24 protein-coding genes and 2 pseudogenes are annotated in these 23,430 nt (G+C 44.9%); 20 read left to right on the forward strand and 6 right to left on the reverse strand.

From position 1 onward, the window contains the following. Nucleotides 1–43: 43 nt before the first annotated feature. From AB1L17_RS17295 to AB1L17_RS17310, 4 genes and pseudogenes are all read left to right on the forward strand, one after another. Nucleotides 44–109 (forward strand): annotated as a pseudogene (locus AB1L17_RS17295) (phage terminase small subunit-related protein); the annotation flags it as partial. Nucleotides 110–175: 66 nt separating this feature from the next. After that, nucleotides 176–277, forward strand: a pseudogene (locus AB1L17_RS17300) (DNA translocase FtsK); the annotation flags it as partial. 269 nt (nt 278–546) lie between these two features. Then, complete coding sequence (locus tag AB1L17_RS17305; protein ID WP_412845983.1) at nt 547–1,161, forward strand: RraA family protein; 615 nt, start codon at nt 547–549, stop codon at nt 1,159–1,161. Nucleotides 1,162–1,328: 167 nt separating this feature from the next. Beyond that, nucleotides 1,329–2,780 (forward strand): IS1182 family transposase, encoded by a 1,452-nt coding sequence (locus AB1L17_RS17310; protein ID WP_412845982.1) that lies wholly within the window; start codon nt 1,329–1,331, stop codon nt 2,778–2,780. Between the two features lie 157 nt (nt 2,781–2,937). Here the strand turns inward: AB1L17_RS17310 and AB1L17_RS17315 are convergent, their stop codons facing one another. Beyond that, entirely contained in the window at nt 2,938–3,813 is an 876-nt protein-coding gene (locus AB1L17_RS17315; protein ID WP_412845981.1) for a hypothetical protein, read from the reverse strand. Between the two features lie 135 nt (nt 3,814–3,948). Between AB1L17_RS17315 and AB1L17_RS17320 the strand changes: the two genes are divergently transcribed. Further along, complete coding sequence (locus AB1L17_RS17320; protein WP_412845980.1) at nt 3,949–4,542, forward strand: YdeI/OmpD-associated family protein; 594 nt, start codon at nt 3,949–3,951, stop codon at nt 4,540–4,542. A gap of 78 nt (nt 4,543–4,620) precedes the next feature. Here the strand turns inward: AB1L17_RS17320 and AB1L17_RS17325 are convergent, their stop codons facing one another. Then, on the reverse strand, nt 4,621–5,442 hold the full coding sequence (locus AB1L17_RS17325) for a DUF2785 domain-containing protein (RefSeq protein WP_412845979.1): 822 nt from the start codon (nt 5,440–5,442) through the stop codon (nt 4,621–4,623). A gap of 232 nt (nt 5,443–5,674) precedes the next feature. Between AB1L17_RS17325 and AB1L17_RS17330 the strand changes: the two genes are divergently transcribed. The 3 genes from AB1L17_RS17330 to AB1L17_RS17340 all read left to right on the forward strand — a co-directional run bounded on the left by AB1L17_RS17330 (nt 5,675) and on the right by AB1L17_RS17340 (nt 8,860). Then, nucleotides 5,675–6,247, forward strand: coding sequence for a sigma-70 family RNA polymerase sigma factor (locus AB1L17_RS17330; RefSeq protein ID WP_412845978.1), 573 nt, complete (start codon nt 5,675–5,677; stop codon nt 6,245–6,247). Beyond that, entirely contained in the window at nt 6,237–7,298 is a 1,062-nt protein-coding gene (locus AB1L17_RS17335; RefSeq protein WP_412845977.1) for a hypothetical protein, read from the forward strand. The genes AB1L17_RS17330 and AB1L17_RS17335 overlap by 11 nt, the downstream gene beginning before the upstream one ends. A gap of 173 nt (nt 7,299–7,471) precedes the next feature. Continuing rightward, complete coding sequence (locus AB1L17_RS17340) at nt 7,472–8,860, forward strand: YcdB/YcdC domain-containing protein (protein WP_412845976.1); 1,389 nt, start codon at nt 7,472–7,474, stop codon at nt 8,858–8,860. A gap of 118 nt (nt 8,861–8,978) precedes the next feature. On the opposite strand, the gene hcp is transcribed toward AB1L17_RS17340, so the two are convergent. Beyond that, nucleotides 8,979–10,274 (reverse strand): hydroxylamine reductase, encoded by a 1,296-nt coding sequence (gene hcp / locus AB1L17_RS17345; protein WP_412845975.1) that lies wholly within the window; start codon nt 10,272–10,274, stop codon nt 8,979–8,981. 143 nt (nt 10,275–10,417) lie between these two features. On the opposite strand from hcp, the gene AB1L17_RS17350 reads away from it, so the two are divergent. Continuing rightward, on the forward strand, nt 10,418–11,917 hold the full coding sequence (locus AB1L17_RS17350; RefSeq protein ID WP_412845974.1) for a nitrate/nitrite transporter: 1,500 nt from the start codon (nt 10,418–10,420) through the stop codon (nt 11,915–11,917). A gap of 83 nt (nt 11,918–12,000) precedes the next feature. Here the strand turns inward: AB1L17_RS17350 and AB1L17_RS17355 are convergent, their stop codons facing one another. Continuing rightward, nucleotides 12,001–12,708 (reverse strand): Crp/Fnr family transcriptional regulator, encoded by a 708-nt coding sequence (locus AB1L17_RS17355; RefSeq protein WP_412845973.1) that lies wholly within the window; start codon nt 12,706–12,708, stop codon nt 12,001–12,003. 187 nt (nt 12,709–12,895) lie between these two features. Here AB1L17_RS17355 and AB1L17_RS17360 point away from each other — a divergent pair, with 187 nt between their 5' ends. The 9 genes from AB1L17_RS17360 to AB1L17_RS17400 all read left to right on the forward strand — a co-directional run bounded on the left by AB1L17_RS17360 (nt 12,896) and on the right by AB1L17_RS17400 (nt 19,452). Beyond that, nucleotides 12,896–13,936 carry a hypothetical protein gene (locus AB1L17_RS17360; protein WP_412845972.1) on the forward strand — a complete coding sequence of 347 codons (1,041 nt, stop codon included), beginning with the start codon at nt 12,896–12,898 and terminating at the stop codon, nt 13,934–13,936. Beyond that, nucleotides 13,923–16,097, forward strand: a complete 2,175-nt coding sequence (locus tag AB1L17_RS17365; RefSeq protein ID WP_412845971.1) for a molybdopterin oxidoreductase family protein — start codon at nt 13,923–13,925, stop codon at nt 16,095–16,097. The genes AB1L17_RS17360 and AB1L17_RS17365 overlap by 14 nt, the downstream gene beginning before the upstream one ends. Further along, nucleotides 16,090–16,659, forward strand: a complete 570-nt coding sequence (locus AB1L17_RS17370; protein WP_017251305.1) for a 4Fe-4S dicluster domain-containing protein — start codon at nt 16,090–16,092, stop codon at nt 16,657–16,659. The genes AB1L17_RS17365 and AB1L17_RS17370 overlap by 8 nt, the downstream gene beginning before the upstream one ends. 16 nt (nt 16,660–16,675) lie before the next feature. Then, nucleotides 16,676–17,209 carry a Rieske (2Fe-2S) protein gene (locus AB1L17_RS17375; protein ID WP_412845970.1) on the forward strand — a complete coding sequence of 178 codons (534 nt, stop codon included), beginning with the start codon at nt 16,676–16,678 and terminating at the stop codon, nt 17,207–17,209. Next, a complete protein-coding gene (locus tag AB1L17_RS17380) occupies nt 17,193–17,396 on the forward strand; it encodes a hypothetical protein (protein ID WP_412845969.1) in 204 nt (67 codons plus the stop codon). Before AB1L17_RS17375 ends, AB1L17_RS17380 begins: the two co-directional genes overlap by 17 nt. A gap of 28 nt (nt 17,397–17,424) precedes the next feature. Continuing rightward, nucleotides 17,425–17,742, forward strand: coding sequence for a hypothetical protein (locus AB1L17_RS17385; protein ID WP_412845968.1), 318 nt, complete (start codon nt 17,425–17,427; stop codon nt 17,740–17,742). Nucleotides 17,743–17,952: 210 nt separating this feature from the next. Further along, nucleotides 17,953–18,495, forward strand: a complete 543-nt coding sequence (locus AB1L17_RS17390; RefSeq protein ID WP_412845967.1) for a hemerythrin domain-containing protein — start codon at nt 17,953–17,955, stop codon at nt 18,493–18,495. Between the two features lie 163 nt (nt 18,496–18,658). Continuing rightward, nucleotides 18,659–18,943 carry a DUF4183 domain-containing protein gene (locus AB1L17_RS17395; RefSeq protein WP_412845966.1) on the forward strand — a complete coding sequence of 95 codons (285 nt, stop codon included), beginning with the start codon at nt 18,659–18,661 and terminating at the stop codon, nt 18,941–18,943. 107 nt (nt 18,944–19,050) lie between these two features. Beyond that, nucleotides 19,051–19,452: a DUF4183 domain-containing protein gene (locus AB1L17_RS17400; RefSeq protein ID WP_412845965.1), complete on the forward strand. Its 402-nt coding sequence runs from the start codon at nt 19,051–19,053 to the stop codon at nt 19,450–19,452. A 33-nt stretch (nt 19,453–19,485) separates the two neighbouring features. Here AB1L17_RS17400 and AB1L17_RS17405 read toward each other — a convergent pair whose 3' ends face one another. Together AB1L17_RS17405 and AB1L17_RS17410 are read right to left on the reverse strand one after the other, a co-directional pair. Beyond that, on the reverse strand, nt 19,486–20,085 hold the full coding sequence (locus AB1L17_RS17405) for an undecaprenyl-diphosphatase (protein ID WP_412845964.1): 600 nt from the start codon (nt 20,083–20,085) through the stop codon (nt 19,486–19,488). 215 nt (nt 20,086–20,300) lie between these two features. Then, on the reverse strand, nt 20,301–20,765 hold the full coding sequence (locus AB1L17_RS17410; protein WP_412845963.1) for a hypothetical protein: 465 nt from the start codon (nt 20,763–20,765) through the stop codon (nt 20,301–20,303). Between the two features lie 360 nt (nt 20,766–21,125). Between AB1L17_RS17410 and AB1L17_RS17415 the strand changes: the two genes are divergently transcribed. After that, the gene (locus AB1L17_RS17415) at nt 21,126–21,971 is read left to right on the forward strand and encodes a MurR/RpiR family transcriptional regulator (RefSeq protein ID WP_412845962.1); all 846 of its coding nucleotides are present in this window, start codon (nt 21,126–21,128) and stop codon (nt 21,969–21,971) included. A gap of 111 nt (nt 21,972–22,082) precedes the next feature. Next, nucleotides 22,083–23,414: an ABC transporter substrate-binding protein gene (locus AB1L17_RS17420; protein ID WP_412845960.1), complete on the forward strand. Its 1,332-nt coding sequence runs from the start codon at nt 22,083–22,085 to the stop codon at nt 23,412–23,414. Nucleotides 23,415–23,430: the final 16 nt, after the last annotated feature.

A 23,430-nucleotide genomic window follows, 5' to 3' on the forward strand; every position in this document is an offset into this window, starting at 1 on the left:
GAACGAGAGACCCGAATCGGCGTTGGAGATATGAGAACAGTCCAGTGATGAAATTAAGCTGAAGGACATAGCCGATCATTTAGGTATATCGGAAGGTACAGTTAGGTAGGAGAACAAGGATAAATGGGAGGTACCTAGTAGTACAAACGAGGAACCTCCGATACCAGAAACAACAGTAGAAGATGATGAACTGTATTATCAGGCTGTTAGCAATGTAGTAAAAGCACAGGCAGCCTCTGCGAGTCTCCTACAGCGGCGGTTGCGAATTGGATACACCGGTTGATCCTTTTAAGTGTCACTTAATGGTTTACATAAGTAGAAGTACGGTGATCCCTGGAAAGAGCAAAGGTTTGTTTGCTTGGGATTGATTTGAATGAAGGGGCGGATAATTTCCGTCTCTTTTTCATTTTAACATGGGCTAGTTATATGCAAATGACCACATCCGTTCAAGGTATTCAAAAAAGGAATAGGGAATATGATTTAAATTATTTCAAAAAGAGTTACTATTAAGATAATGTGATACTGAATACTAAAGGAGAGATATCAATGAGCATTGTCACTCAATATGAAAACGTTCCAACCACGTGCATTTCGGACACGATGCAAGGTCTCAACAATATGGATCCAGCGATCAAGCCATTAAAAGAGGAATACCGTGTGGCAGGCAGAGCATTTACGGTGAAAATGCCTGTAGGTGACAACCAGGTCGTATTGCAGGCGATTCGTGAGGCTACGCCGGGAGATGTTCTGGTGATCGACGCCAAAGGCGATACGTATCGGGCAATCGCTGGTGATTTTGTAGTTGGTTTGGCACAGACAATGGGGATTAGCGGCATCATTGTCGACGGAGTGGTTCGTGACATTCAGGGGATAAAAGAGTTGAATTATCCGGTGTTTTGCAAAGGGACGACCGTTGCCGCCAGCGGAAAAGCAGGCATGGGAGAGATTAACGTTCCGATCTCATGCGGTGGAACTACGGTCCATCCGGGTGATATCGTCGTAGGTGATGCCGATGGTGTCGTTGTGATTCCTCAAGCAGCAGAGCAAGAGATTTTAAAGCAAGCTCTGGACAAGGTAGAGAAAGATAGCAGGCGTGCAGAAAAAGTGTCTGGTAAGAGAGAAGAGGTTATGAAGTATTTGGATGATATGCTTTCTAAGTGAAAATTGCGGGTAAGCTTGATGCTGAAAATAAGAATAAAGAAAAACACGCCTGAAAAAGAGGGCACTGAAAAAGTCTCCTCGAGCACAAAAGGTACAGACCTCCGTTTTTTACGAGGCTGTACCTTTTTTTGTATAATGAAAGCATTACGGCGAAAGGGTTGAACCCCATGTTCCAGCCACAAATCTCATTTGCATTTAGTCCCTACACGGCATTATATGACCTGATTGTTCCTAAAGATAACATGTTACGTCAGATCAACGAACTAGTGGACTTTTCTTTTATATACGACGAATTGAAAGCGAACTACTGTCTGGATAACGGTCGGAACGCCATCGACCCCGTGCGGATGTTTAAATATCTACTGCTCAAAGCTATCTTTGAGCTGTCAGATGTGGATATTGTCGAGCGGTCCAGGTACGACATGTCGTTCAAATACTTCCTTCATATGGCACCGGAAGAGCCGGTCATCGATCCGAGTTCCTTGACCAAGTTCCGTAAGCTTCGGCTGAAAGACGTAAAGCTACTGGACATGCTCATCGGAAAAACGGTTCAACTGGCGGTCGAGAAAGATATTCTCAAGAGCACCGCCATCATTGTGGACGCCACGCATACAAAGGCTCGCTATAATCAGAAATCTCCGAGAGAAATCTTGCAGGATCGATCTCGCAAACTACGAAAAGCGATCTACTCCGTAGACGAATCGTTCAAAACGAAGCTTCCCGCCAAAAATACGGTGGATACTCTCGAAGCGGAGATCGCATACTGCCAACAGCTTATTGAAGTCACACAGACACAGCTTGGAATCGCCCAACTGCCTAAAATTACGGAGCCGCTGAATCTGCTCCAAGAAACCGTCGAAGATGACGTAGAGCAATTGCGAATCTCGGAAGATCAGGACGCGCGCGTTGGTCACAAAAGTGCGGATTCCTCGTTTTTTGGATACAAGACACATCTCGCCTTGACCGAGGAACGGATCATAACAGCGGCTGTGGTCACGACGGGAGAAAAAAGTGACGGCAAGCAACTTCAGGCACTCATTGAGAAAAGCAAGGCAGCGGGCATGAACGTGAAGACAGTGATTGGAGATACAGCTTATTCGGAGAAGGACAACCTTACATACAGCAAAGAAAATAACATCGAGCTGATCGCGAAGTTAAACCCGCAGATTACGCAAGGCGGACGCAAGAAAGAGGATGAATTTACGTTTAATAAAGACGCGGGCATGTACGTGTGTAAAGCGGGGCATATGGCGATCCGCAAAGCACGACAAGGGAAGAAAGGCGTAGGAAGGAACCAAGTCGACACCTACTATTTCAATGTGGAGACATGCAAGCGGTGTCCGTTTAAAGATGGGTGTTACAAGGACGGAGCCAAAAGCAAAACGTACTCGGTGACGATAAAATCCGAAGAGCACACGGAACAAATGGCGTTTCAAGAAAGTGAGTACTTCCAGGAAAAGGCGAAGGAACGCTACAAGATTGAAGCCAAGAATAGCGAACTCAAGCATAGGCACGGGTATGATGTAGCCACATCCTCGGGCTTGTTAGGTATGGAATTACAAGGCGCGATGGCGATATTCGCGGTTAACCTAAAGCGAATATTGAAATTGACGGACTAAGAAGAGAGGGAAACTGCATCATAAAAAATGCGACACCTGCCCGAAAATACGGAGCAGGTGTCGCATTTTTTCCCTCTAATGAATGAATATCACAAAAATCGTTAAGTTCTTCAGTGGCCTCCTGAAAAAGGGCGTGTTTTTTAATAGTGGTAGCTCGTCACAGAATGCGTTGAAAGACTCGAAAATCGGATGGACCACGGCCAGACAATCGGCAAAGTCTCAGGTAACTGTTCGCGTATTTATAAAAATGACCATGCCTGCTTTCAGCTAATGCTTGTTCCCAGTAGGAAGGTTCTAATGGATTCAACTCGGTTTCCGTAACCACCGTATCGAATTCAACCTGATTTTTCTCAAGTGAATTTGCATAGGTCAAGAGGTTGATTCTTGTGCAAAAGGCCGAATCGAGGTTGTCGTTTACATATTGGCGGTAAGCTTGCTTCATTTCTACAATAGCGTGACCATGCGTAAGGATATGGCCCAACTGCATATCGCCCATCTCCATTTGCAATGGTCTCTGAAAGTTATGGAGTAAGTCAAGCACAAGCTCCGGAGTTAGCTGTAATCTAACACTGGTATTTGGTATGCCGTCAGGATCAATGACGATATTCTCCCCATTCACAGTAACATAACCAGGACCAGATGCTGCGAAGCTTCTAATAATTTTGCCCATGGCATCAAGCAATTCGACAGTTGCCGGAATATCGGAACGGGAGAGCATACTCAGCAAATAGAACGTGTAAATCACGTCATGACCAAGAGCATGGCATGCATGGTTATTTTGGACAAGCAGTCTTATCATTTGAGCAGGAAAGTCCTCGTATTCTTTGTTTTCCCGATACTGCTCTTCGTTTGCATGTTCTTCTACAATTTTGACAAGATTTTTATGAATCAAATCTTCCAACTTGGCAGGTACAAGTTTTTCTTCCAAGAGATTAGTCAAGGCGATAACCGCACACGCCCAATGTCCTTCCCATATATTGCTTTGTGACGATTCGATCATTTTTTGGCAAGCCCACTTTTTATAGATATCCATAACAATCACCCTCACTTTGATAGAGCTTATTCATGAAAAGAAGGAGCCTGTATACATGATGATAGAATAATACAAATACCATGATGTCAAAACTATAAATTGACATGACACCAAGTAGAAGAGGGGTGTTCTTTGATGACAACCAGTAGAATGAATCCTAAAGTTGATGAATTTTTAAGTAAAGCGAAAACGTGGAAGGCTGAATACGAGAAGCTGAGAAATATTGTTCTTGACTGTGATCTGACCGAAGATTTTAAGTGGATGCATCCTTGTTACACGTTTGAGAAAAAAAATATCGTTTTAATACATGGATTTAAAGAATATTGTGCGCTTCTGTTTCAAAAAGGCGCCTTGTTAAAGGACCCACACGGGATTCTCATCCAACAAACGGAGAATGTACAGGCGGCGCGTCAGATTCGGTTCACCAATATTGAAGAAATAGTTGAAATGGAATCCATGATAAAGGCCTATATTCAGGAAGCCATTGAAGTTGAAAAAGCCGGCTTGGAAGTGGACTTTAAAAAGCATGAAGAATATATCATCCCAGAAGAATTTCAAAATAAATTAAATGAAATCCCTGCCTTGAAAACTGCTTTTGAAGCATTGACGCCGGGACGGCAAAGAGCCTACATTCTTCATTTTTCAGCACCTAAACAATCCAAAACTCGTGAGTCAAGGGTTGAAAAATGTGTGCAGCAAATTCTCGATGGAAAGGGATTAAATGATTAGTATATGAGATGAGGAAATGATGAAGAAGCGGCTGGAGAACCGCTTCTTTTTTGTTTTTGTATTCGTTTCATTACGATATCAGGAATAGTATACTTTTTCTATTTTATATAATGTCTGCTCGATGGTTGGGCAGAGATCGGCATCTACTTTGTAAAATTTCACCCGAAAGTACAAGCTCTTCAAAAAGTTCTTCGTATTCTTTTTTTGTTTAAAGGCAGGAAGAAATTCTGAACTCATCTTTGCATCACCAAAACTTTGAATCCATTGTTCTACATAAGTGTGGCTAAGAATTTTTCTATTCAAAATACTAATGATGGCTGTTACCATTCTCTCATCTTCCCCATCGGAGTAAATTCGATCGGTTATGGTCATCTTTTCGTAAACCAAATCGAGGATGGTTATGAGGTCATCTTTGTCCAGCTCGGAACATTGAGCTAAATCGTCTAATGCATCCGCTGCATGGGCTATGGCATGAGCCCAGCCTTTTTCTTCATCATATCCGCGATAATCTCGCTCTCCTCGTACGCAGTCAAATACTTTCTCTTTTATCTCATGGATATTCTCTCTGGAGAGAAAGGGTGATTCTCTATGCCTCATGAGGAGGAGAGGTATGACTAGCATGGAGAAAGAGCGGGTAAAGACGGAGTCTGTATTTGTTTCACCAAGCTTAAAAAGCAAATGGTTATTATCGAGAATGATTGGTATCAGTTGTTCCAGTTCATTTGCGGTTAGAGATTGACCAGGAATCCAATGTGATAAGGTTGTATAAATGAGGTCATCACGTAATTGGGCATCCAAAGAACCAATTTCATTTATCATTTCTAATACGAATTGAAATGTATCGGATGGTGCTTGGTAGCCATTTTCTTTTATGAATAGCAACTTTTCTTTTATATTCATTTTACACGCTCCTACTCGAAATTTTCCGAACTGACTTTGCCGCTTCCATTAACCTGGTGATTATTGTAATTTTTAGATTTCGACATAAATATGCCATGAACCTCCCTGTGTGGGACGAGCAAGAGACCCTAATACAATCAACCGTTTGAAAAAAAATAAGAAGAGAACCGAACCTTTTTCCGATAGAGAGGCAATATAGTGTGTAAGCTGCTTACTCAGGAGGGCCCTCTGAATGCAAAGTGAAGAGATGTACCAATTACTTATAAAAATGAAAGAGGGTGATCAACAGGCGTTTCATACGATGTATGATGCCACCTTTCAGGACGTCTATCGGACCGTCTCCTTTCTGGTGGATCATCAGCAGGATCGGGAAGATGTCATGAATGAGATCTATATGCAAATGTGGACTTCACTAGCTAATTACGATACGGACCGTCCTTTCCAGTTCTGGCTGCATGGCTTGGTAATCCGTCAAGTGCAGCGATTTCGGGTCAAGAGCTGGAGGAGATTCCGAATTTTTGATCGCATCCGTGCCTTCTCTCAGGAAGAGTCTTATTGGGATCAGCATACTGCGTTGGATGGGACGAACCAAATAATATCGCAGTCCATACGAAAACTGACCGACAAACAGCGGGCAGTGATTATCTTCCGCTTTTTTCACGACTATACTCTTGAGGAAATTGCGAACTTGCTCGATATTCCGCTGGGAACAGTCAAGTCCAGATATCATGCTGCCCTCCAGGCTCTTCGAAAAAGCTTAGGGAATCTCCCCCTGGAAAGGATGGAAAAGATCAATGACTATTGAACGCAAAATCCGTGAACATCTGCACGAAGAGGCAGAAACGATGGAGTGCCCAGCGGCTCTCTCCAAACGTATCGAACAATCCTATACACACTATTTGCAACGAAAAAGGAGCGAAATAACCATGAAAAAACGATTAATTGGTGGATTAGTTGCTGCTGCGATTTTGATTCCAACTGCAGCATTTGCGGCCCCTGTTGTGATTGACATGCTCACTCGAGCACCAATGACTTCTGAACAAGTCAAGCTGGATGAGGTTGGCAAAGCAACACTTGAGAAGCTGTACAGCGCAATTCCCGAAACAAAATCGTTTGAGATTATCGATGCAAGCTACCTGGGAGACCCCAAAGATTCAACCAAAAAGGTCCAACTAAGCATCGTTCTGCAGGAAAAAGGGGGAACCGGCAAAAAGATTACCCTTCATACAAACGGTATTACGGATGAGATTCAAGACCTGACGCAAGAGAATTGGGAGCCTAAGGAGAAGCCGCTCATTTCTTTAACCGATAAGGAAATCAAGGCGAAGGTAGATCAGCTTATTGATAAATTGTACGGCAACATCAAAGATTACGAGGTTGCCATGGAGCAAATGGATAATCCCAATCAAAAAACATTTATCTTGAATTACACCAAGAAGGGATCAGAAGGAGAGGGCTACCAGGTATTTGTTCAGGGGAATACAATTAGTCTTTCTCCGGTAGATTTTGAACCATCTAACACTGGAGTAGAAGGTTATTTCTCATTAAATGGAAAACCTGATCATACTGCTGATTACTTCTTAAACGATGAAAAACTGTTTGCTTTACTAAAAATGAGCCCGACAGAGTTAAAAGAAGAACTTGCCAAAGGGAAAAATGTTGTCGAGATTGCAGCAACGAAAAATGTCTCGAAACAACAAGTGATTGATGTGATTGCAAAAACACAGTCTGAACGACAACTTCAAGATGGAAAAAATGAAGTAAAGATCAGCGATGATTTACTGAAACAAATGATGAAAGAAGTTGAACCAAAAGTCATACACGTAATTGAACACAAAACGGAAACGGAATGGTAGTAATAGAAGAAGAGGCGGGAAACCGTCTCTTTTTTCGTTTCATCTATTTCTTTTCCTTTTACAAATTATGTATATTGATATAGAGTTAACAAAGAATGGAAAAACATTAGTGTGATCAAATCCACAATGATCCGATGAAATCAATCGGGAACAGATGGAGGAGGAACATGTGTATGAAGCAAAATAGTAGAAAAGGAATTTGGAAACGATTATCGATTCTCTTGCTTTCATCCTTACTTGTACTTGGCAATATCGCAACTGGGAGTACACTGGTACAGGCGGCTGAGCAAAAATCAGAAAAGATTCTTTCAGAACAAGAAGCTATTGAATACGCCAAGAAATGGGTGACTATCCCCGAAGGTTATGAGTATAGCCATGGAAAATACTACGAACCGTATGAAGACTATATACCCTATGCGGGATGGTCCCTTAATTGGAACAAATCAGATCAATCAAGTATCATGTATGTCATTCATCCTGTCTCAGGGAATCTGTTGAGATATCAATATCATGGCAACGACAGCGAAGCCCCTAGCCCTGCTACAACGAATAGACAGCAAATCGCTCTTGAGGGAGTAATGCAGTTTCTCACAAAAGTCATTCCTCCAGAGGAACGAGCGAAGCTAACATTGCTAGAAGAAGACGATTACAAGAGCAACAATCCAGAAACGTACTCTTTTAAATTTCAGAGAGTTGAGAATGGTATTCCTTTTAAGGACAATTCGATCGCTGTAACCGTGCGAGGAGACGGAAAGATTCTGCGATTCAATCGATTATGGTATGAGGGGGAGTTGCCTGACGCAAGCCAAATCATATCGGAAAAAGAAGCGCGCGAGCTGTTGGAACAAAAAACGGAGCCAACCATGTATTATAAGAGTTTTTCCAGTGGAGATCATGAGGAGAAATACAAGTTGGTCTACGATTACCTACCAACCGATCCGCAAATGGTAGATGCGATCTCAGGCGTGATGATCGATGGCAAAGGGGCGGTGGCGAAACCAAAGCAACCGATCAAGATTTTGAAGGAATTACCCCCTGCTTCAGCTCCAAAGGCGGGGAGTCAGAAAGACGGAGCTTTTACCCGTGAGCAAGCGGAGGCAGGCGCAATCCATCTCCTGCAAACGACGCTCCGTGATCAGCTGGCAGATATTTATATGCTTGATCCACAGCCGTATGATGGAGGTCTGAGGGGGAAGGAGACGAATTGGCGGGACTATAAAGTGCATTTTGGATGGTTGAAAAATGGTCTTCTGATTGAGAACGCAAGATTTGAAGTATCTGTCAACCCGTACTCAGGCAGCAGTCATATAGGGGATGACGAGCTTCCCTATCCTGTGATTCTCGACAATAACATGCAGAGAGTAGACTTGGCATTTGCGAAAAAAACGGAGCAAGCCGTGAAAAAATCGCTCGAACTCTACTACCTGCTACCGGATAAAGACTTTAACGAGGTAGAGGAACCAAAACCGCGGCTTGTTTACCGCCTCAGCGGAGACAAAGGAGTTGTCGACGCACACACAGGAAAATGGATCAGTTTTTCAAAACCTGAAGAAAGAAAATGAGAAGCCTTGAACAGCTTCGAGATCACGAGCGAACCAAACATAAGAGATGCGAATGAAAAACGGCTGTCATTGGCTGGTCTTAGACCTGACCTTTTGACAGCCGTTTTTTCTATTTTGCCTATTGCGTGACTCCTAGCATTTGCTTCATATCCTCTTGGGCATCCCCAATCAACTGAATATGGAACAAGTCTTGCAGTACTTGCAGAACACCGGGCTGAATGAACTCAGGCAATTTCGGGCCGATTCGGATATCTTGTATCCCCAGGCTAAACAGACCGAGCAAGATCGCTACCGCTTTTTGTTCAAACCAGGAAAGGACGATACTTACCGGCAGCTCGTTCACTTCACATTCGAAGGCATCGGCTAAAGCAGCCGCAATCGTAATGGTAGAAACCGAGTTATTGCACTGTCCCAAATCGATATATCTTGGGATGTCGGTACCTGGCACGGTGCCGAAATCTACATCGTTGAAACGGAATTTTCCACAGGAGGTAGTAAGAATGACTGTTTCTGGCGGTAAGGATGTAGCCAATTCACGGTAATACTCGCCTCCCTTGCCAGGAGCGTCGCAACCAGCGATGACGAAGAAGCGTTTGATCTTTCCTTCTTTTACAGCCTGAATAATTTCAGGGGCGATTCCGAGCACCGTTTTGTGATGATATCCTGTCGTCAATGTCAGTTCCGATTCGATAGAAACCTCAGGAAGAGACAATGCTCTTTCAATGAGCGGCGAGAAGTCGTTATCTACAATTTTCGTTACATTTTCCAAGCCAGTTATATCATACGAAAAGAAACGATCGGCGTAGCTGCCACGAATGGGCATCACACAGTTTGTTGTAGCCAGTATGGCGCCTGGGAATTGCTCAAACAATTGACGTTGATCGTACCATGCTTTCCCGATGTTTCCCTTCAAATGTGGATATTTTTTCAGTTCTGGATAGCCATGCGCAGGCAGCATCTCGGAATGCGTGTACACATTGATTCCTTTGCCTTCTGTCTGTTTTAACAGCTCTTCGAGAGCAAACAGATTGTGCCCCGTTACAACGATGCATTTTCCTTCTATTTTATTTTGCGAGACTGTGATTGGCTGCGGGATTCCGAAATGATCCGTATGGGCTCTATCCAAAAGCTCCATGACTTTTATTGCGGCACTTCCTACTTTCATCGCCATCTGCAAATGTTCATCCAAGTTAAAATTCACATTCGTCAGTGTAAAATAGAGAGCTTCCTGAGTAATTCCATCCACTTCAGGATCGATATACCCCAGTTGCCTTGCATGTGTTGCATAAGCGGCAATTCCTTTTAAAGCAAAAATAATCGTATCCTGAATACTCGCAAGCTCTTCATTCTTTCCGCAAACGCCGATGATCTTACAACCACCGGATGGAGTCTGTTCACATTGATAACAAAACATGTATGATCCACTCCTTCTATCCAAGATTTCGCTTTGATTATAAGCGGATTAACTGGAAGGAGCTGTGATTAAAATCACAACGAAAACGAACATTGCCTCTTATCATTGTGAATGAAGATGATTCCCAAGTGAGGGGTGTTGTTATGGTACGAAAATGGCAGTTGCCGTTACAGACGTTGAGTCTTACGGTCGGTTTCATGGTATGGGTCATTCTGTCATCGCTCATGCCTTTTATTAAAGAAACCGTACCCATGAGTGCAAGTGAAGTGGCGTGGGTGACAGCGATTCCGGTGCTTCTTGGATCGTTGCTCAGAATCCCTGTTGGATATTGGAGTAACCGATTTGGCGCGAGAATATTATTTAGCATTAGCTTTCTCTTGCTGCTAGCTCCTGTTTTTTATATTAGCCAGGCGACCACTTATACCGATTTGTTAATAGGCGGGCTGTTTTTAGGGATAGGCGGAGCGGTGTTTTCCGTTGGTGTCACTTCTTTACCGAAATACTATCCGAAAGAGAAGCATGGTTCTATAAACGGAATCTACGGTATGGGGAATATTGGTACAGCGATCACAACTTTTGCTGCGCCAGTTCTCGCCAAATCGTTTGGATGGGCCACGACTGTACAGATGTTCATGTTATTGCTCGCGGGATTCGCTGTGCTTACCTTCTTGATGGGGGATAAAAATGAACCAAAGGTAGTGACTCCTCTTGGTCAGCAAATAAAGAGTGTCTACAAAAACGAGAAGCTGTGGTTAATCAGTTTGTTCTACTTTATTACGTTTGGCTGCTTCGTCGCTTTCACCGTGTATCTCCCGAATTTTTTAGTGAGCCATTTCCAGTTGGATAAAGTAGATGCGGGGATGCGAACAGCAGGGTTCATTCTTTTGGCGACACTGGCGAGACCAGTGGGAGGCTGGCTCGGAGATAAGTGGAACCCTTTCAAGGCATTGATGATTGTGTTTGCCGGGCTCGCCTTGTCTGGAATTGTCTTATCGTTTTCGCCAACGATTGTGATGTATACAGTAGGTTGCTTGCTGGTGGCGACATGTGTCGGAATCGGTAACGGTGCCGTGTTCAAATTAGTGCCGATGTATTTCTCGCGACAAGCGGGGATTGTGAACGGGATCGTATCTGCCATGGGTGGATTGGGAGGATTTTTCCCGCCGTTGATATTAACGATGCTGTTTAATCTGACGGGTCATTACGCGATCGGTTTCATGGCGTTGTCTCAGTTTGCACTGGCAAGCTTGATCTTGGTGATGTGGATGTTTTATCAAGAGAAGTTGCAGCTCGCCGCCACCATAATGGAAAACACGGGTGAAGCGATACTGATTACAGATACGCGTGGCGTCATTAAAAGTGCGAACCATGCTTTTACGAAAGTGACCGGTTACGAGATGAATGAGGTGATCGGCAAGACTCCCAGCATTTTGAAATCGGGAAGGCAGGATGCGGACTTCTATCAAAAGATGTGGGATTCAATCAAGAAAAATGGCTATTGGCAAGGCGAAATCTGGAATCGTCGAAAGAATGGAGATCAATATCTCCAATGGTTAACAATCAGCGCGATTCTGGACGATGCAGGAGACGTCGAGTACTATGCTGGCATGTTCAGCGAGCTTGCGGAGCAAAAACATGGATAAAGAAGCTTGAATCAATAATGAAAAAAAGTCTTGGACGGACAAGTCCAGGACTTTTTTCATGTAGAAAAGTATGAAGAGATCGCTCACATTTGGCAAATATCAGGAGGACAGTCATCACAATAAATCGCTTCTTTTAAATAGGCAAGGTCCTTAATCAAAATATGCCCGTGGGGGAGCAGATCGATGGTGTCCTGTTTTTTCAGATCGGACAGCATCCGGTTAACACTTTCTCGTGTCAGGCCAATGAATTGCGCCAAATCACGATTGGTAAGGGAAAGGTCGATGAGAATTCCGTCGGGGTGTGGCTTGCCGTACGTGTTACTCATGCGGATGAGCGTTGAATACAGGGCGCCGATTTTGCCATTGAGTAGCAAATCACGGAATTTGGACTGCATCCGCCTGTTCATCAAGCCCATCCAGCGCAGGAAGTCTACGCAAAATTGTCCGTTTTTGATGAGCATTTTTTCCAACGCTTGTCGCGGGATGATCCATATCTCACCTTCCATCAACATGGTGCCTGTCGAGGTGTACATCAATTCCTGTTCGAAGAGTCCAGAGACGCCGACTAGCTCTCCTGCACCAAATACTTGCAGGGTCAGTTCTTTTCCATCGTTTGTGTTTTTTGTGAGCTTGATTTGGCCCGACGAAATTAAAAATAGCTGATCGGCGCTTTCACCATCCAAGAACAGGACGGCTCCGGGAGCAAAGCTCTTCCTAACAGAAAACGTTTCAAGGCTATTCACAAAATCGGAAGAAATCTGCTCCACAAACGTAGTGCCATTTCCGGTCATGTGGGTCCTCCCTTATAACAAGGATAAAAGGTAACTCATTATATCATCCGAATTCGATGGTTTGGAAAGGGAAAATAGTCATGATTGTGGCAGTGGTGTGAGGTATATCACAACCCGGGTTACGAGCCATTGCTACAATAGTCTCGAACGAAAGGAAAAAAATGAGCAGCAGCAGGGAGGGTGTTGTATGAACTATATATTTGCTTCCAAGGTGGCGAAGCGTGCTTTTATCATCATTGCTTGCTTGTTCGTCTTAAGTTACGTGGGAACACGTTTTTTCACGCATATTGACTTGGCGCTTTACGGCTATATGGTGGGAACTCTTGTCTTTATTGGAGGTTTCCTCTACCGATTCTCTGCCTGGGCAGATCGCCCGCCAACGAATGTGATTTTAAAAAAAGGGCTACGACTTCTCTTTCGTAAAAGCACGGCAAATACAACGGTGGATCATCTGGCCATCTATCGCTTTATTTGGAATCGGGGATGGTACCGCTGGACACAGCACATTTTACTGGGATGGGGATGTATCCTAGCCGCATTCGTCACCTTTCCGTTAGTGTTTGGCTGGATGTATTTCACGATGACGGACAATGGCTTCTATCAGGTTGTATTCATGGGTTTGGATGTTTTGACTGTAAAAGCAGATGGCTGGGTTGCCTTTCTCTTTTACAATGCGCTGAACATTACTGCTTTTATGGTCATCAGCGGAGCAGTCATGGCTTTGTATCGCAGACACAAAAACATGCAGGCACGGGCTGAACAATCCTTTGTCTACGACTTCTTGCCTTTGTACTTGCTACTGTTTATCAGCATAACAGGCTTGATGTTAACTGTAAGCAACATGTTCTTAGGGGGCTTTGGGCACCCGGTCATATCAGTCACTCACCAATTCGCAGTGATTGTGACCTTGATTTATCTGCCATTCGGAAAACTGGCTCACATACCGTTCCGTCCTATGAGTGTGTTTGCTCGTAATTATCGTGAACACTACGGCGAGCAGGAAATGAAAAAGTGCAAAGTGTGCAGCAATGAATTTGTTTCTGCGGAACAATCGGCAGATGTAATCAATGTATTGGGTAAAAACGAAATGGCTTTTCAAATGGAAGAAGGATTCCACTTGGCTGAACTCTGCTTGCCGTGCCGCAGAAAATACCGGATGTTCCGCTTTACAGGAGTTCCTACGCACGAGATCAATGCCAGGGAGGCCAATCAACATGCCAAAGGATAAATTTTTTAAAGACATTGAAAACAAGATTCATCCAAACGAGAAATTGGTGAGCACGCACTGCTGCTACTGTGGCATGCAATGCGGGATGAACCTGCGTGTAGATACAACGACGAACAAGATTATCGGAGTGGAGCCACGGTACGATTTCCCTGTCAATCTGGGTAAGATGTGCCCAAAAGGGGTGACAGCTTATCAGCAGGTGAACCATCCGGATCGGATACAGCGGCCTTTGATTCGAACAGACGCATCATTAAAAGGTACAGCGGAAGGATTTCGGGAAGCGTCATGGGAGGAAGCACTTGACTTGATCGTTTCCAAGTTCAAGGAATTGCAGCACAACTATGGCAAAGATACCTTGTCTGTTTACTCTGGCGTTTCCATGACCAACGAAAAATGCTATCTCACGGGTAAATTTGCCCGGGTCGCCTTGCAAACCCGCTATATCGACTACAATGGTCGCTTCTGCATGTCCTCCGCTGCGGCAGGATTGAATCGAAGCTTGGGGATTGACCGAGGCTCTACCGTTCCCTGGACGGATATTCATCAAACAGACTGCTTGTTTTTGGCCGGTTCAAACGCGGCTGAATGTCACCCAACCAGCATGTTTCGTATTTGGGAAGTGCAAAATCGAGGCGGTTATCTGATCGTAGCCGATCCACGGGAAACACCTTTGGCACGTCGTGCAGATGTCCACCTGGATCTGCGGCCCGGTACAGATTTGGCACTAGCAAACGGAATCGTTCATCTCCTGATCAAGAATGGGCATATTGATGAAGACTTTATTCGAAATCATACGAATGGTTTTGAAGAAACAAAAGAAGTGGTTGCTACCTTCACACCGGAGTATGTCAGTGACATAACAGGAATTTCTGTGGAGAAGATTGTGCGAGCTGCCGATATTTTCGGGAGGGCACCCGAAGCGATTGTGCTGTTTTGCCGTGGGGTGGAACAGCAGGCGAAAGGGACGGACAACGTATCGGCCTATACCAACATGTCGCTCGTCACAGGCAAGATTGGCCGTCCCAAATCAGGTGTGGCAACCCTTACCGGTCAAGGAAACGGTCAAGGGGGGCGGGAACACGGGCAAAAAGCCGATCAGCTGCCTGGCTACCGCAAGATTGACAATCCTGAACATGTGCGTGAAATAGCATGTGCCTGGGGGATGCCAGCGGAAGAGATGCCGCAAAAAGGTGTCTCGGCCTATGAGATGTTCCAGCTGATGAAGGATAAAACGATCCGCAGCTTATACTTACTCTGCTCCAACCCGGTTGTTAGTGCACCAAACCTTAATCATGTCCGGGAGTCGCTGAAGAGTCTGGATTTTATGGTTTGCTGCGACTTTTACCTGTCTGAATCCGCAGAATACGCCGATGTCGTTCTTCCCGTTACGACTTGGGCAGAGGACGATGGAACGACAACGAATCTCGAGGGTCGCATCATTCGTCATCGGCAGGCGCAGGAATGGTTTGCCGAATCCAAGCCTGACTGGTGGATTCAGATCGAAATCGCGAAGAGAATGGGGCGCGGACAATACTTTGCTCACTTGCAGTCTCCCCAGGATATTTTCAATGAAATACGTCAGGTCTCCAAAGGCGGAGTAGCTGACTATTACGGGGTCACCTACGAGAAAATCGAAAAAAACAATGGGGTTTTCTGGCCGTGTCGCGAGGAGGGTGACGAGGGACAGCCCCATTTATTCCTGGATAAAAAATTTTATTACCCGGATGGCAAAGCCAAAATTTGTGCGCTGCCTTACCGTCCGCCAGCGGAGGAGCCGGATGAGGAATATCCTTTGCGGCTAACTACGGGACGAGTTGTTTTTCACTATTTGTCCGGGAACCAGACAAGACGAATCCCGTTTTTGAACGACATGTATCCTGATCCTCTGCTAGAGGTTCACCCAAAAATAGCAGCTCGTTACGGCATTGAGCACGATGAATTGGTCACGCTGAAAACGAGGAGGGGCGAGGCACAGTACCGTGTGAAAGTGATCGAGGCCATTCGAGAGGACACGGTGTTTGTTCCGTACCACTGGGGAAAAGAGAAGTCGATCAATCTGCTGACCAACCCGGCATTGGACCCTTACAGCAAAATGCCTGAGTTTAAAGCGTGTGCCGCGCAAATCATCAAGCAAAAACATGGAGGAGTTCGCCATGGGTAAACAAGTCTTATACATCGAAATGGACAATTGCATCGGTTGTCGAAGCTGCTTGGCGGCGTGTACACAGTGTGGCGGCCACGACAACCGAAACCGAAACTACGTACTGGATGTGGACCCGTTTATCAACAGACAAACGATCCCTCTCATGTGCTTCCATTGTGTCAATCCTGCTTGTGCACGCAGCTGTCCTGCTCAGGCGATTCAAATCGCAGATAATGGGGCCGTATTGTCAGCCTTGGTAGAGAAATGCATCGGCTGTCAAAACTGCACGATTGCATGCCCCTATGGGATTCCCAAATTTGATGAAGAGCAGAATCTCATGTACAAGTGCGATCTATGCTACGACCGTACGAAAGAGGGAATCCCGCCGATGTGCGCTTCGGTTTGCCCGACAAACACCTTGCAGTGGATTGAAGAAGCAGAGCTGGAAGAAAAACGGGCACAGATTCCTTTGGCCAATGGCAAATGGACGGCCAGTCACGATCCGGATGTGCTGGAAGGCGAAACGAATGTGAAAATTAGCCTGCCTGGCATTCTGCAGGGCAAGCAGAAGCTATTCTAGAGGGGAGATATACCTTATGGAGAACGAGAAAAACCGCCACATTCCTTCGAAGGATGATAACTATACGCACAACATCAATCGTTCCAATGAGCGCAATCTCGATCGCCGGAGTTTTATGAAAACAATGGTAGGGGCAGCCGGCCTTTTCGCGGCATCTACTCTGCCATGGGGAGCATTAGCTGCCAAAGAGCTGATCGTTCCATCCAGCAAGTCGTTTCCCACGCAAAAAATTGCGAATCTCAGTGATATAAAGCCTGGAGATGCGATTGAATTTAATTATCCAGGAGAGCATGACAGTGCACTGTTCGTATATGTAGCGGAAAAGGAATACAAGGCGTATCAAAATGCATGTACGCATCTGAAGTGTCCGGTATTTTGGGACCGTGATGAGAAAGAGCTGCTATGTCCATGCCATCATGGAAAGTTTGATGTGGCTACGGGGAAGCCGCTCGCTGGTCCGCCGAGAAGACCGCTTCCGGAAATTGTGGTTCAAGAGAAAGATGGAGCCGTTTACGCTGTAGGGGTGAAGAGATATGAAGAGCAGCTATAGAGGTGTCATCCTGTTAGCCTTGATCCTGTTCGCCAGCATTGTATGCACCCAGTACGTAGTCAATATGTATTTTGCACAGCGGTATATGGAGGTGCTACTGCTCAGCGGTGCTGCGGTTGTGTTGTTCCCACTGGCATGGCTGGTATATAGCAAAGACAAGCGAGATCGACGAGAGCAAGGGAATTAATAGGGAGAAGGAAGGGTGGACAGTTGCCATGAATCCTACTAAGCGAACGATTGCCGAGCTTCACCAAGAGCTGCCTCCCTTGGTGGATAAAAAAATGGGGATACTCATTCAAGATTTGGCGGATGATGCCGAGCTACACAGTCCAGCTCTCTTGGAAAGGCAGCTGGCAAAATGGGAGATCACAGAGGATGAAGAGCATCTGCGGCTATATTTTAACCCTTGTCAGTTTGTTGCGATTCCCATCCAGAATGGACCTGTTGTTTTTTCGCAAGAGGATGACTGTACTCGAATGGTTGCCAGGGATAACCGGGGACAGCTAGCGTATCATATTTCTTTTGGTAACTAACGTCTACTAGTAGAGGTTGTTCAAAAAGTCGACTTTTGATCACGAAGTAATTCAAGAAGCTAATTCGACATCGAATATGGCGTTTACCTCCGAAGTCCGGTGCTCATGTAGATTACCTACACTCCGCTCCTCCTTCGTTCGGTTCTCGCCATCTTCTCGGTGCTAAAAAGCCGACTTTTTGAACACGCACTATTAGATGGAGGGATTGCAATGGGACCACCGCCTATAGGATGTATGGGGATGATGCAGGAGTTTGAAGGAAGAAGGAAGCTGTGTCCAGCTCTGGAAAAATTGAAAGACGAGCATCTATCATTGGCTGAGCAGATGAATGAGCTCGTACATCTAGCAAATAACCTGAAATCTACTGCCGAACCTACGAAAAGAAAGAAAGGCTTAACGGAGCTTCATGAGCTGGCGTCATCGTTTCGGGCGGAACTGGAGAAACACTCCAGACGCGAGGAGGAAGACCTGTATCCCCTGATGGCTAACTATATAGAAGGGGAGATGGGACCGATTGCTGCCATGGAAGAAGAGCATGATCTTATTCATGAAAGCCTGATGTCGTTCATGCGAATCGTAGAAAAGGAAAAGTCTGAACCTGTTGAAGTAGAAGCTGTCCACATTCATTTGCTAAAGTCAGTAGAAATACTCATGGAACATTTCTTTAAAGAAGAGAGTGTGCTGTTTCCGATGGCAGAATACGTCTTGAGTGACGCAGAGAAGGAGCAGTTGCGAGTACTGTTTCAAGATTAAAAATCATGTAGCCCTCCTACTGGTAAAAGTGGGGGGTGTTTTCTTTTTCCAGTTATATTCTTTTAAGGGAAAATGTGCATGTTTCTACTGTCATTTGTCGGTTTCAATCGAATGAAAACAAGCATTAACTAGTAGGGAATAAATAGAGGAGGGGGTGTTCAAAGTGCCGATTATTAAACCGTATCTTACCTCATTGAGATTTACATCCACCATGGGTGCTGGAACTGGTACTGGTGCTACGTTTACCATTGCGGCAACTGCATTTACCAATGACGCTGGCGCTGCTGCGACAGCATTTCCTGGTACGTTTGCTTTTTACAGTCTCTACATTAATGGGGTACTCCAGCCAGGTAATACCTCTACTATTACAACAACTGCGATTACCATTCCAGATGGAGATGCCGAAAACGATGGTACTCCAGTCATTGTAGAGTTTGTCGTGAACTAAGGTGAAAAGAATGGTGGCCCCAGGTGGATGGAATGTGCCTGGGGTTCACTCATGTCTGTAAAACGGAGTGAACGGTCGAATCACTTCCAGAGAGGACGAGTGAATTCATGAGGCGCTATGACACACAGCAATACACAGTGAGGAGACAGAGTCTGCAAATCGTCCAGCCATTAGGTTGTCCCGGGATTTTTCCAGTAAAACCCTCCCCGACTTGTCCGCCATGTCCCCCATGTCCATGTACTCCTGGTTTAATAAGAACAGAAACATATCAGTATACCGCAATTTCAGATGGAGTTAAAAACATGTATACCAACAGTGATGCTGTCGTGTTATTCAGTACTTCCGGCATTCTGGATCCGAATGAGGTTTCTGTTCTGAATCTTTTCATCAATGGAATGCTTCAGCCTCCCAATTTATATGTTGTTCAACCGGGAGTTTTGATTCTGAGTGATGTACCTGTACAAGGTGCTCCTCTTATTCTTCAGTTCATTAAGATGATTGTCTCGTAAATGGTGGAACGATGCCGGAGACTTAAGGCCATACTAAAAGCCTTTTGTCTTCGATTTCGCAGGTAAAATGGCTCGCTCGCCCTTTTCATAGATATCCAGCAAGGTTTGCACAATACGCATTCGCGGTATGACCATGTAAACCGTTAAGGCTGATCCGGTGCTGATTAAAGCCCCGACGATGACATCTGCCGGATAATGAACACCTACCCAAATACGAGAAATGCCTACACATACAGCTAGCAGCATCCAGAGGGGACCCATTTTCTTTTTGAAAAGCCAAAAGGTCATGCAGAAAGAAAAGAACAAGATCGTATGGTCGCTCGGGAATGAGTTATCAACGGCTTTTTGAACCAGCTGGTTCACGTCGGGAAGCTCCGCGAATGGCTGGTTGTTCATATGCAGGCTTCCCGCTATTTTTCCAAAGAGCTCGGCGATAACAAACGTAACAGTCGCACAAACAACCATGATCCGATTCTCATCCTTTTGCGTAAACCAATACACCAACGCGCACAATGCCAAAAGAAACACGGTGTATTCCGCTACGAAAAAAGCTATGGGATTAAGCGCCGGATATTCTTTCCCCAAGTCATTAATCAATCGAAAATAATGAACATTGACGTCCATGCCATTCATTATTTGTGATCCCCCTTTTCACTTAACAGGAGAATCTTAATCGATAGGAGAGAAATGGGAAATTGATTTACCTTACAGAATATTACAGGGTTGTAAGGTTGGTTTGGTAGAAGAGTTCATACACATGCAAAAAAGAGGCGGCATAACCGTCTCTTTTTTGCTGGTAACTTTTAGGGATGGGATAGGTTCACATTTAAACTGTGAGATCAGGCGTATTAGTTAGATTTGGAGGTGTAGACGCTGTAGCTTGGATCAGCATGATGCGCGATACTACCTGCATCTACCCAAAGGTAATATTTTTGACCTTTAACCACTCTAGCAGTAAAAGATGGATTCCTAGAGGTAGTTTTTCCAATCTCCACTTGATTGTTATTTAATAAAAAGAGTCCATAATGGTTTTCTGTGTTAAAAGATAGCGAGAAATTATAATATCCTGTTTCAGGTGCAATAAAGTAAAAGTAGTCTTCAGAATCAATTGGTTCGTACTGAAAAGCTCCGTTTATTTGGTTACCAAGTTCAAAAAAATTGGCCCCTGCTGGAGTGTTATTAGGCTCACGATCATAAAAAACAGCTAGGGTACTCAATTTGGACTCATCTTGTTTGGCATCTTTTGCTAAAGCAGTAGAAGATATCCCAAACACTAAAGAAAGACTCATAAGGCTAAAAAGTACTTTTTTCATAACGAAGCTACCTCCTAATAAATGGTATATACAATTAATACCATAAAGTGCAATTTTGGTAAATATATCGACGAAATTTAACGAATTATACACAAATTTAGTTATTTTTGTATTTTAAATCTATTTTGGAAGTGGTAGAGAAATTCAAATAGCAAACGTTTAAGATGGAAGCCCCTGGATGAAGACCTTAGTAGTAATAGGAAATGTCGAAAAAAGTTTTGAAATTTTATTTCAAATCTGACAATTTATATTGATATTTTGTTTCAAGTGTCTATAATACAAAATATGGATTGAATTACCAATGTCATGCTCTGATGTAAGCGCTTAACAATTTCGCGAGACTAAAGGGGTGGTATGGTGTTGAATGGCGGGTTGTTGCGCATCCGCGAATCGTTGCACAATATCAAGCGTTCTGAACAAAACGCAGCACATTACATTTTAGCCAACCCGGATGAGGTGATTCGCCTTTCGATCAAGGAGCTTGCGGAAAGAAGCGAATCCAGCCAAGCTGCCATTATACGCATGTGCAAAAGTATCGGTGTAGATGGTTTTCAGGAGTTGAAAATCAGAATCGCGGGTGATCTGCAATCGTCTACCGCTCAGGATGAATACAAAGAGATTCTTCCCGATGCTGATATGTACACATTGATTGAATCGGTTTCGCTCAACAATATTCTCTCCTTGCGAGAAACGATCAAAATCCTGGATACCGAAGCAGTAGAGCAGGCGATTGGCGAGCTATACCGAGCCACCCGGATTGATTTTTACGGAGTAGGTGCTTCTCAGTTGGTTGCCCAGGATGCGCAGCATAAGTTCTTGCGCATCAACAAAATGTGCACAGCTCACTCAGATTCTCACCTGCAGCTTACATCGGCGGTCACGCTGACAGCGGGTGATGTAGCAGTCGGAATCTCGAATTCGGGGGAGACCTCCCAGATCATTACGACGATGAAACAAGCCCGCAAATCGGGTGCTGTGACCGTCGGCCTTACGAAATACGGCACGAACTCATTGGCTGAATGCGTGGACATTCACTTGACCACGTTTTCCACAGAGGCTGATGAACGCAGTGCTGCCACTTCCTCACGAATCGCACAGCTCAATGTGATCGACATCTTGTTTAGAGGTGTTGCTGCCAAAAATTACGATGTCTCTGCTGCGTACTTGCGTCAGACGCGTAAAGCCGTTCGGGAGCAATACAAATAAGCAAACCCTCTTAGATTACACAAACTCCTGCCTTTATCCCTTTATCCCTATCATTTGGTAACATCGTTAGCTATGTAAGCTTTGCACTTTTTACAATTGGGGAGGTTTTTCATGAAAAAGAGACGGTTTCTCTCAATACTCGGTATGGTTGGCTTAGCAGCGGCATTGCTCCTAGCCGGATGTAGCAGCCAGCCCTCCACACAGCAAGGGGACAAAGTCGAATTGTACATGGGCTACAGCTCTGATCCACCGACGAAGAAAAAGATGGAAGAAATTATCGCAAAATTCGAACAATCACATCCGCATATCAAGATCAAAACGATGACGGCTCCTTACGATGACTTTTATCAAAAGCTGACTACCCAGATTGCGGCAGGGAATGCACCTGATATGTGGCAGAGCGATGGAACCAAAGTATTCGGCTACGCCCAACGCGGAGCCATTCTCGACATCACCGATTACGTCACAAAAGAAATTAGCAAAGATGAGCTGAATGGACTTGAGTTCAACAAGGACGCAGACGGGAAGTATTGGGGCGTTCCGCAAGGTATCCAGGTAGGGGCCCTATTTTACAACAAGGATTTGTTTGACAAAGCGGGCGTACCATACCCTACTGCTGACTGGACCTGGGATGATTTGAAGGCGGCTTCCGTCAAGCTGACCCTCGATGCCAACGGGAAAAATGCAGACGACCCTGCCTTTGACAAAAAAGCGGTGAAGCAGTACGGCTTCGCGTTTTTTGGAAGCTCCCGGGGTGCTTTTAACATCTTGAAAGCATACGGCGGCGGCGTATTGGACCCGACGCTGACGAAATCGATCATCAACAGTCCAGAGAACAAAAAAGCGGTGGAGTGGATGGTGGACGGGATGCAACGCAAGCTGTTCCCGAATCCTGCTGATCTAAAGGCGTTCCAGAGCAACTTCAAAGCGTTCTTGAGTGGTGCTGTAGCCATGCAAATCGATATTTACGCAGCAACGACCTCGATGAACGGCGCAGGCTTGAACTACGACGTCGCTCCGATGCCAAAAGGTCCGGACGGCAAGCGCTTCGCTCCCGTGATCGCCAACTCTTGGGTCATCAACAAAAAGGCAGACGAACAAAAGGTCAAGGCCGCAAAAGAATGGATCACGTACTGGACGACATCAGATGAAGCACAAAAAGAGTGGACGCAAGTGGGCGAAGCCATTCCAGTGAAGAAATCAGTAGCGAACTCTGAAATGTTCCTAAACCCTGCCACGAAGCCTGAAAACAAAAAGGTATTCCTCGACACCTTGGAGTTCGCGGGCACGATTGATACCAATGCCGTCTTTACCGAGTGGGTGAAGGTGTTTACCGACAATCTGGCGGAGCTGTTCATGGATAAATACGGAACCGATGAGTTCATCTCGAAAACAGACCAAGGCATTCAAAAAGTATTGGATGACTTCTTCAAAAAGCAGTAGTCATCTATCAGTGAGG

Source organism: Brevibacillus jepli (assembly GCF_047229145.1).
Taxonomy (GTDB): domain Bacteria; phylum Bacillota; class Bacilli; order Brevibacillales; family Brevibacillaceae; genus Brevibacillus.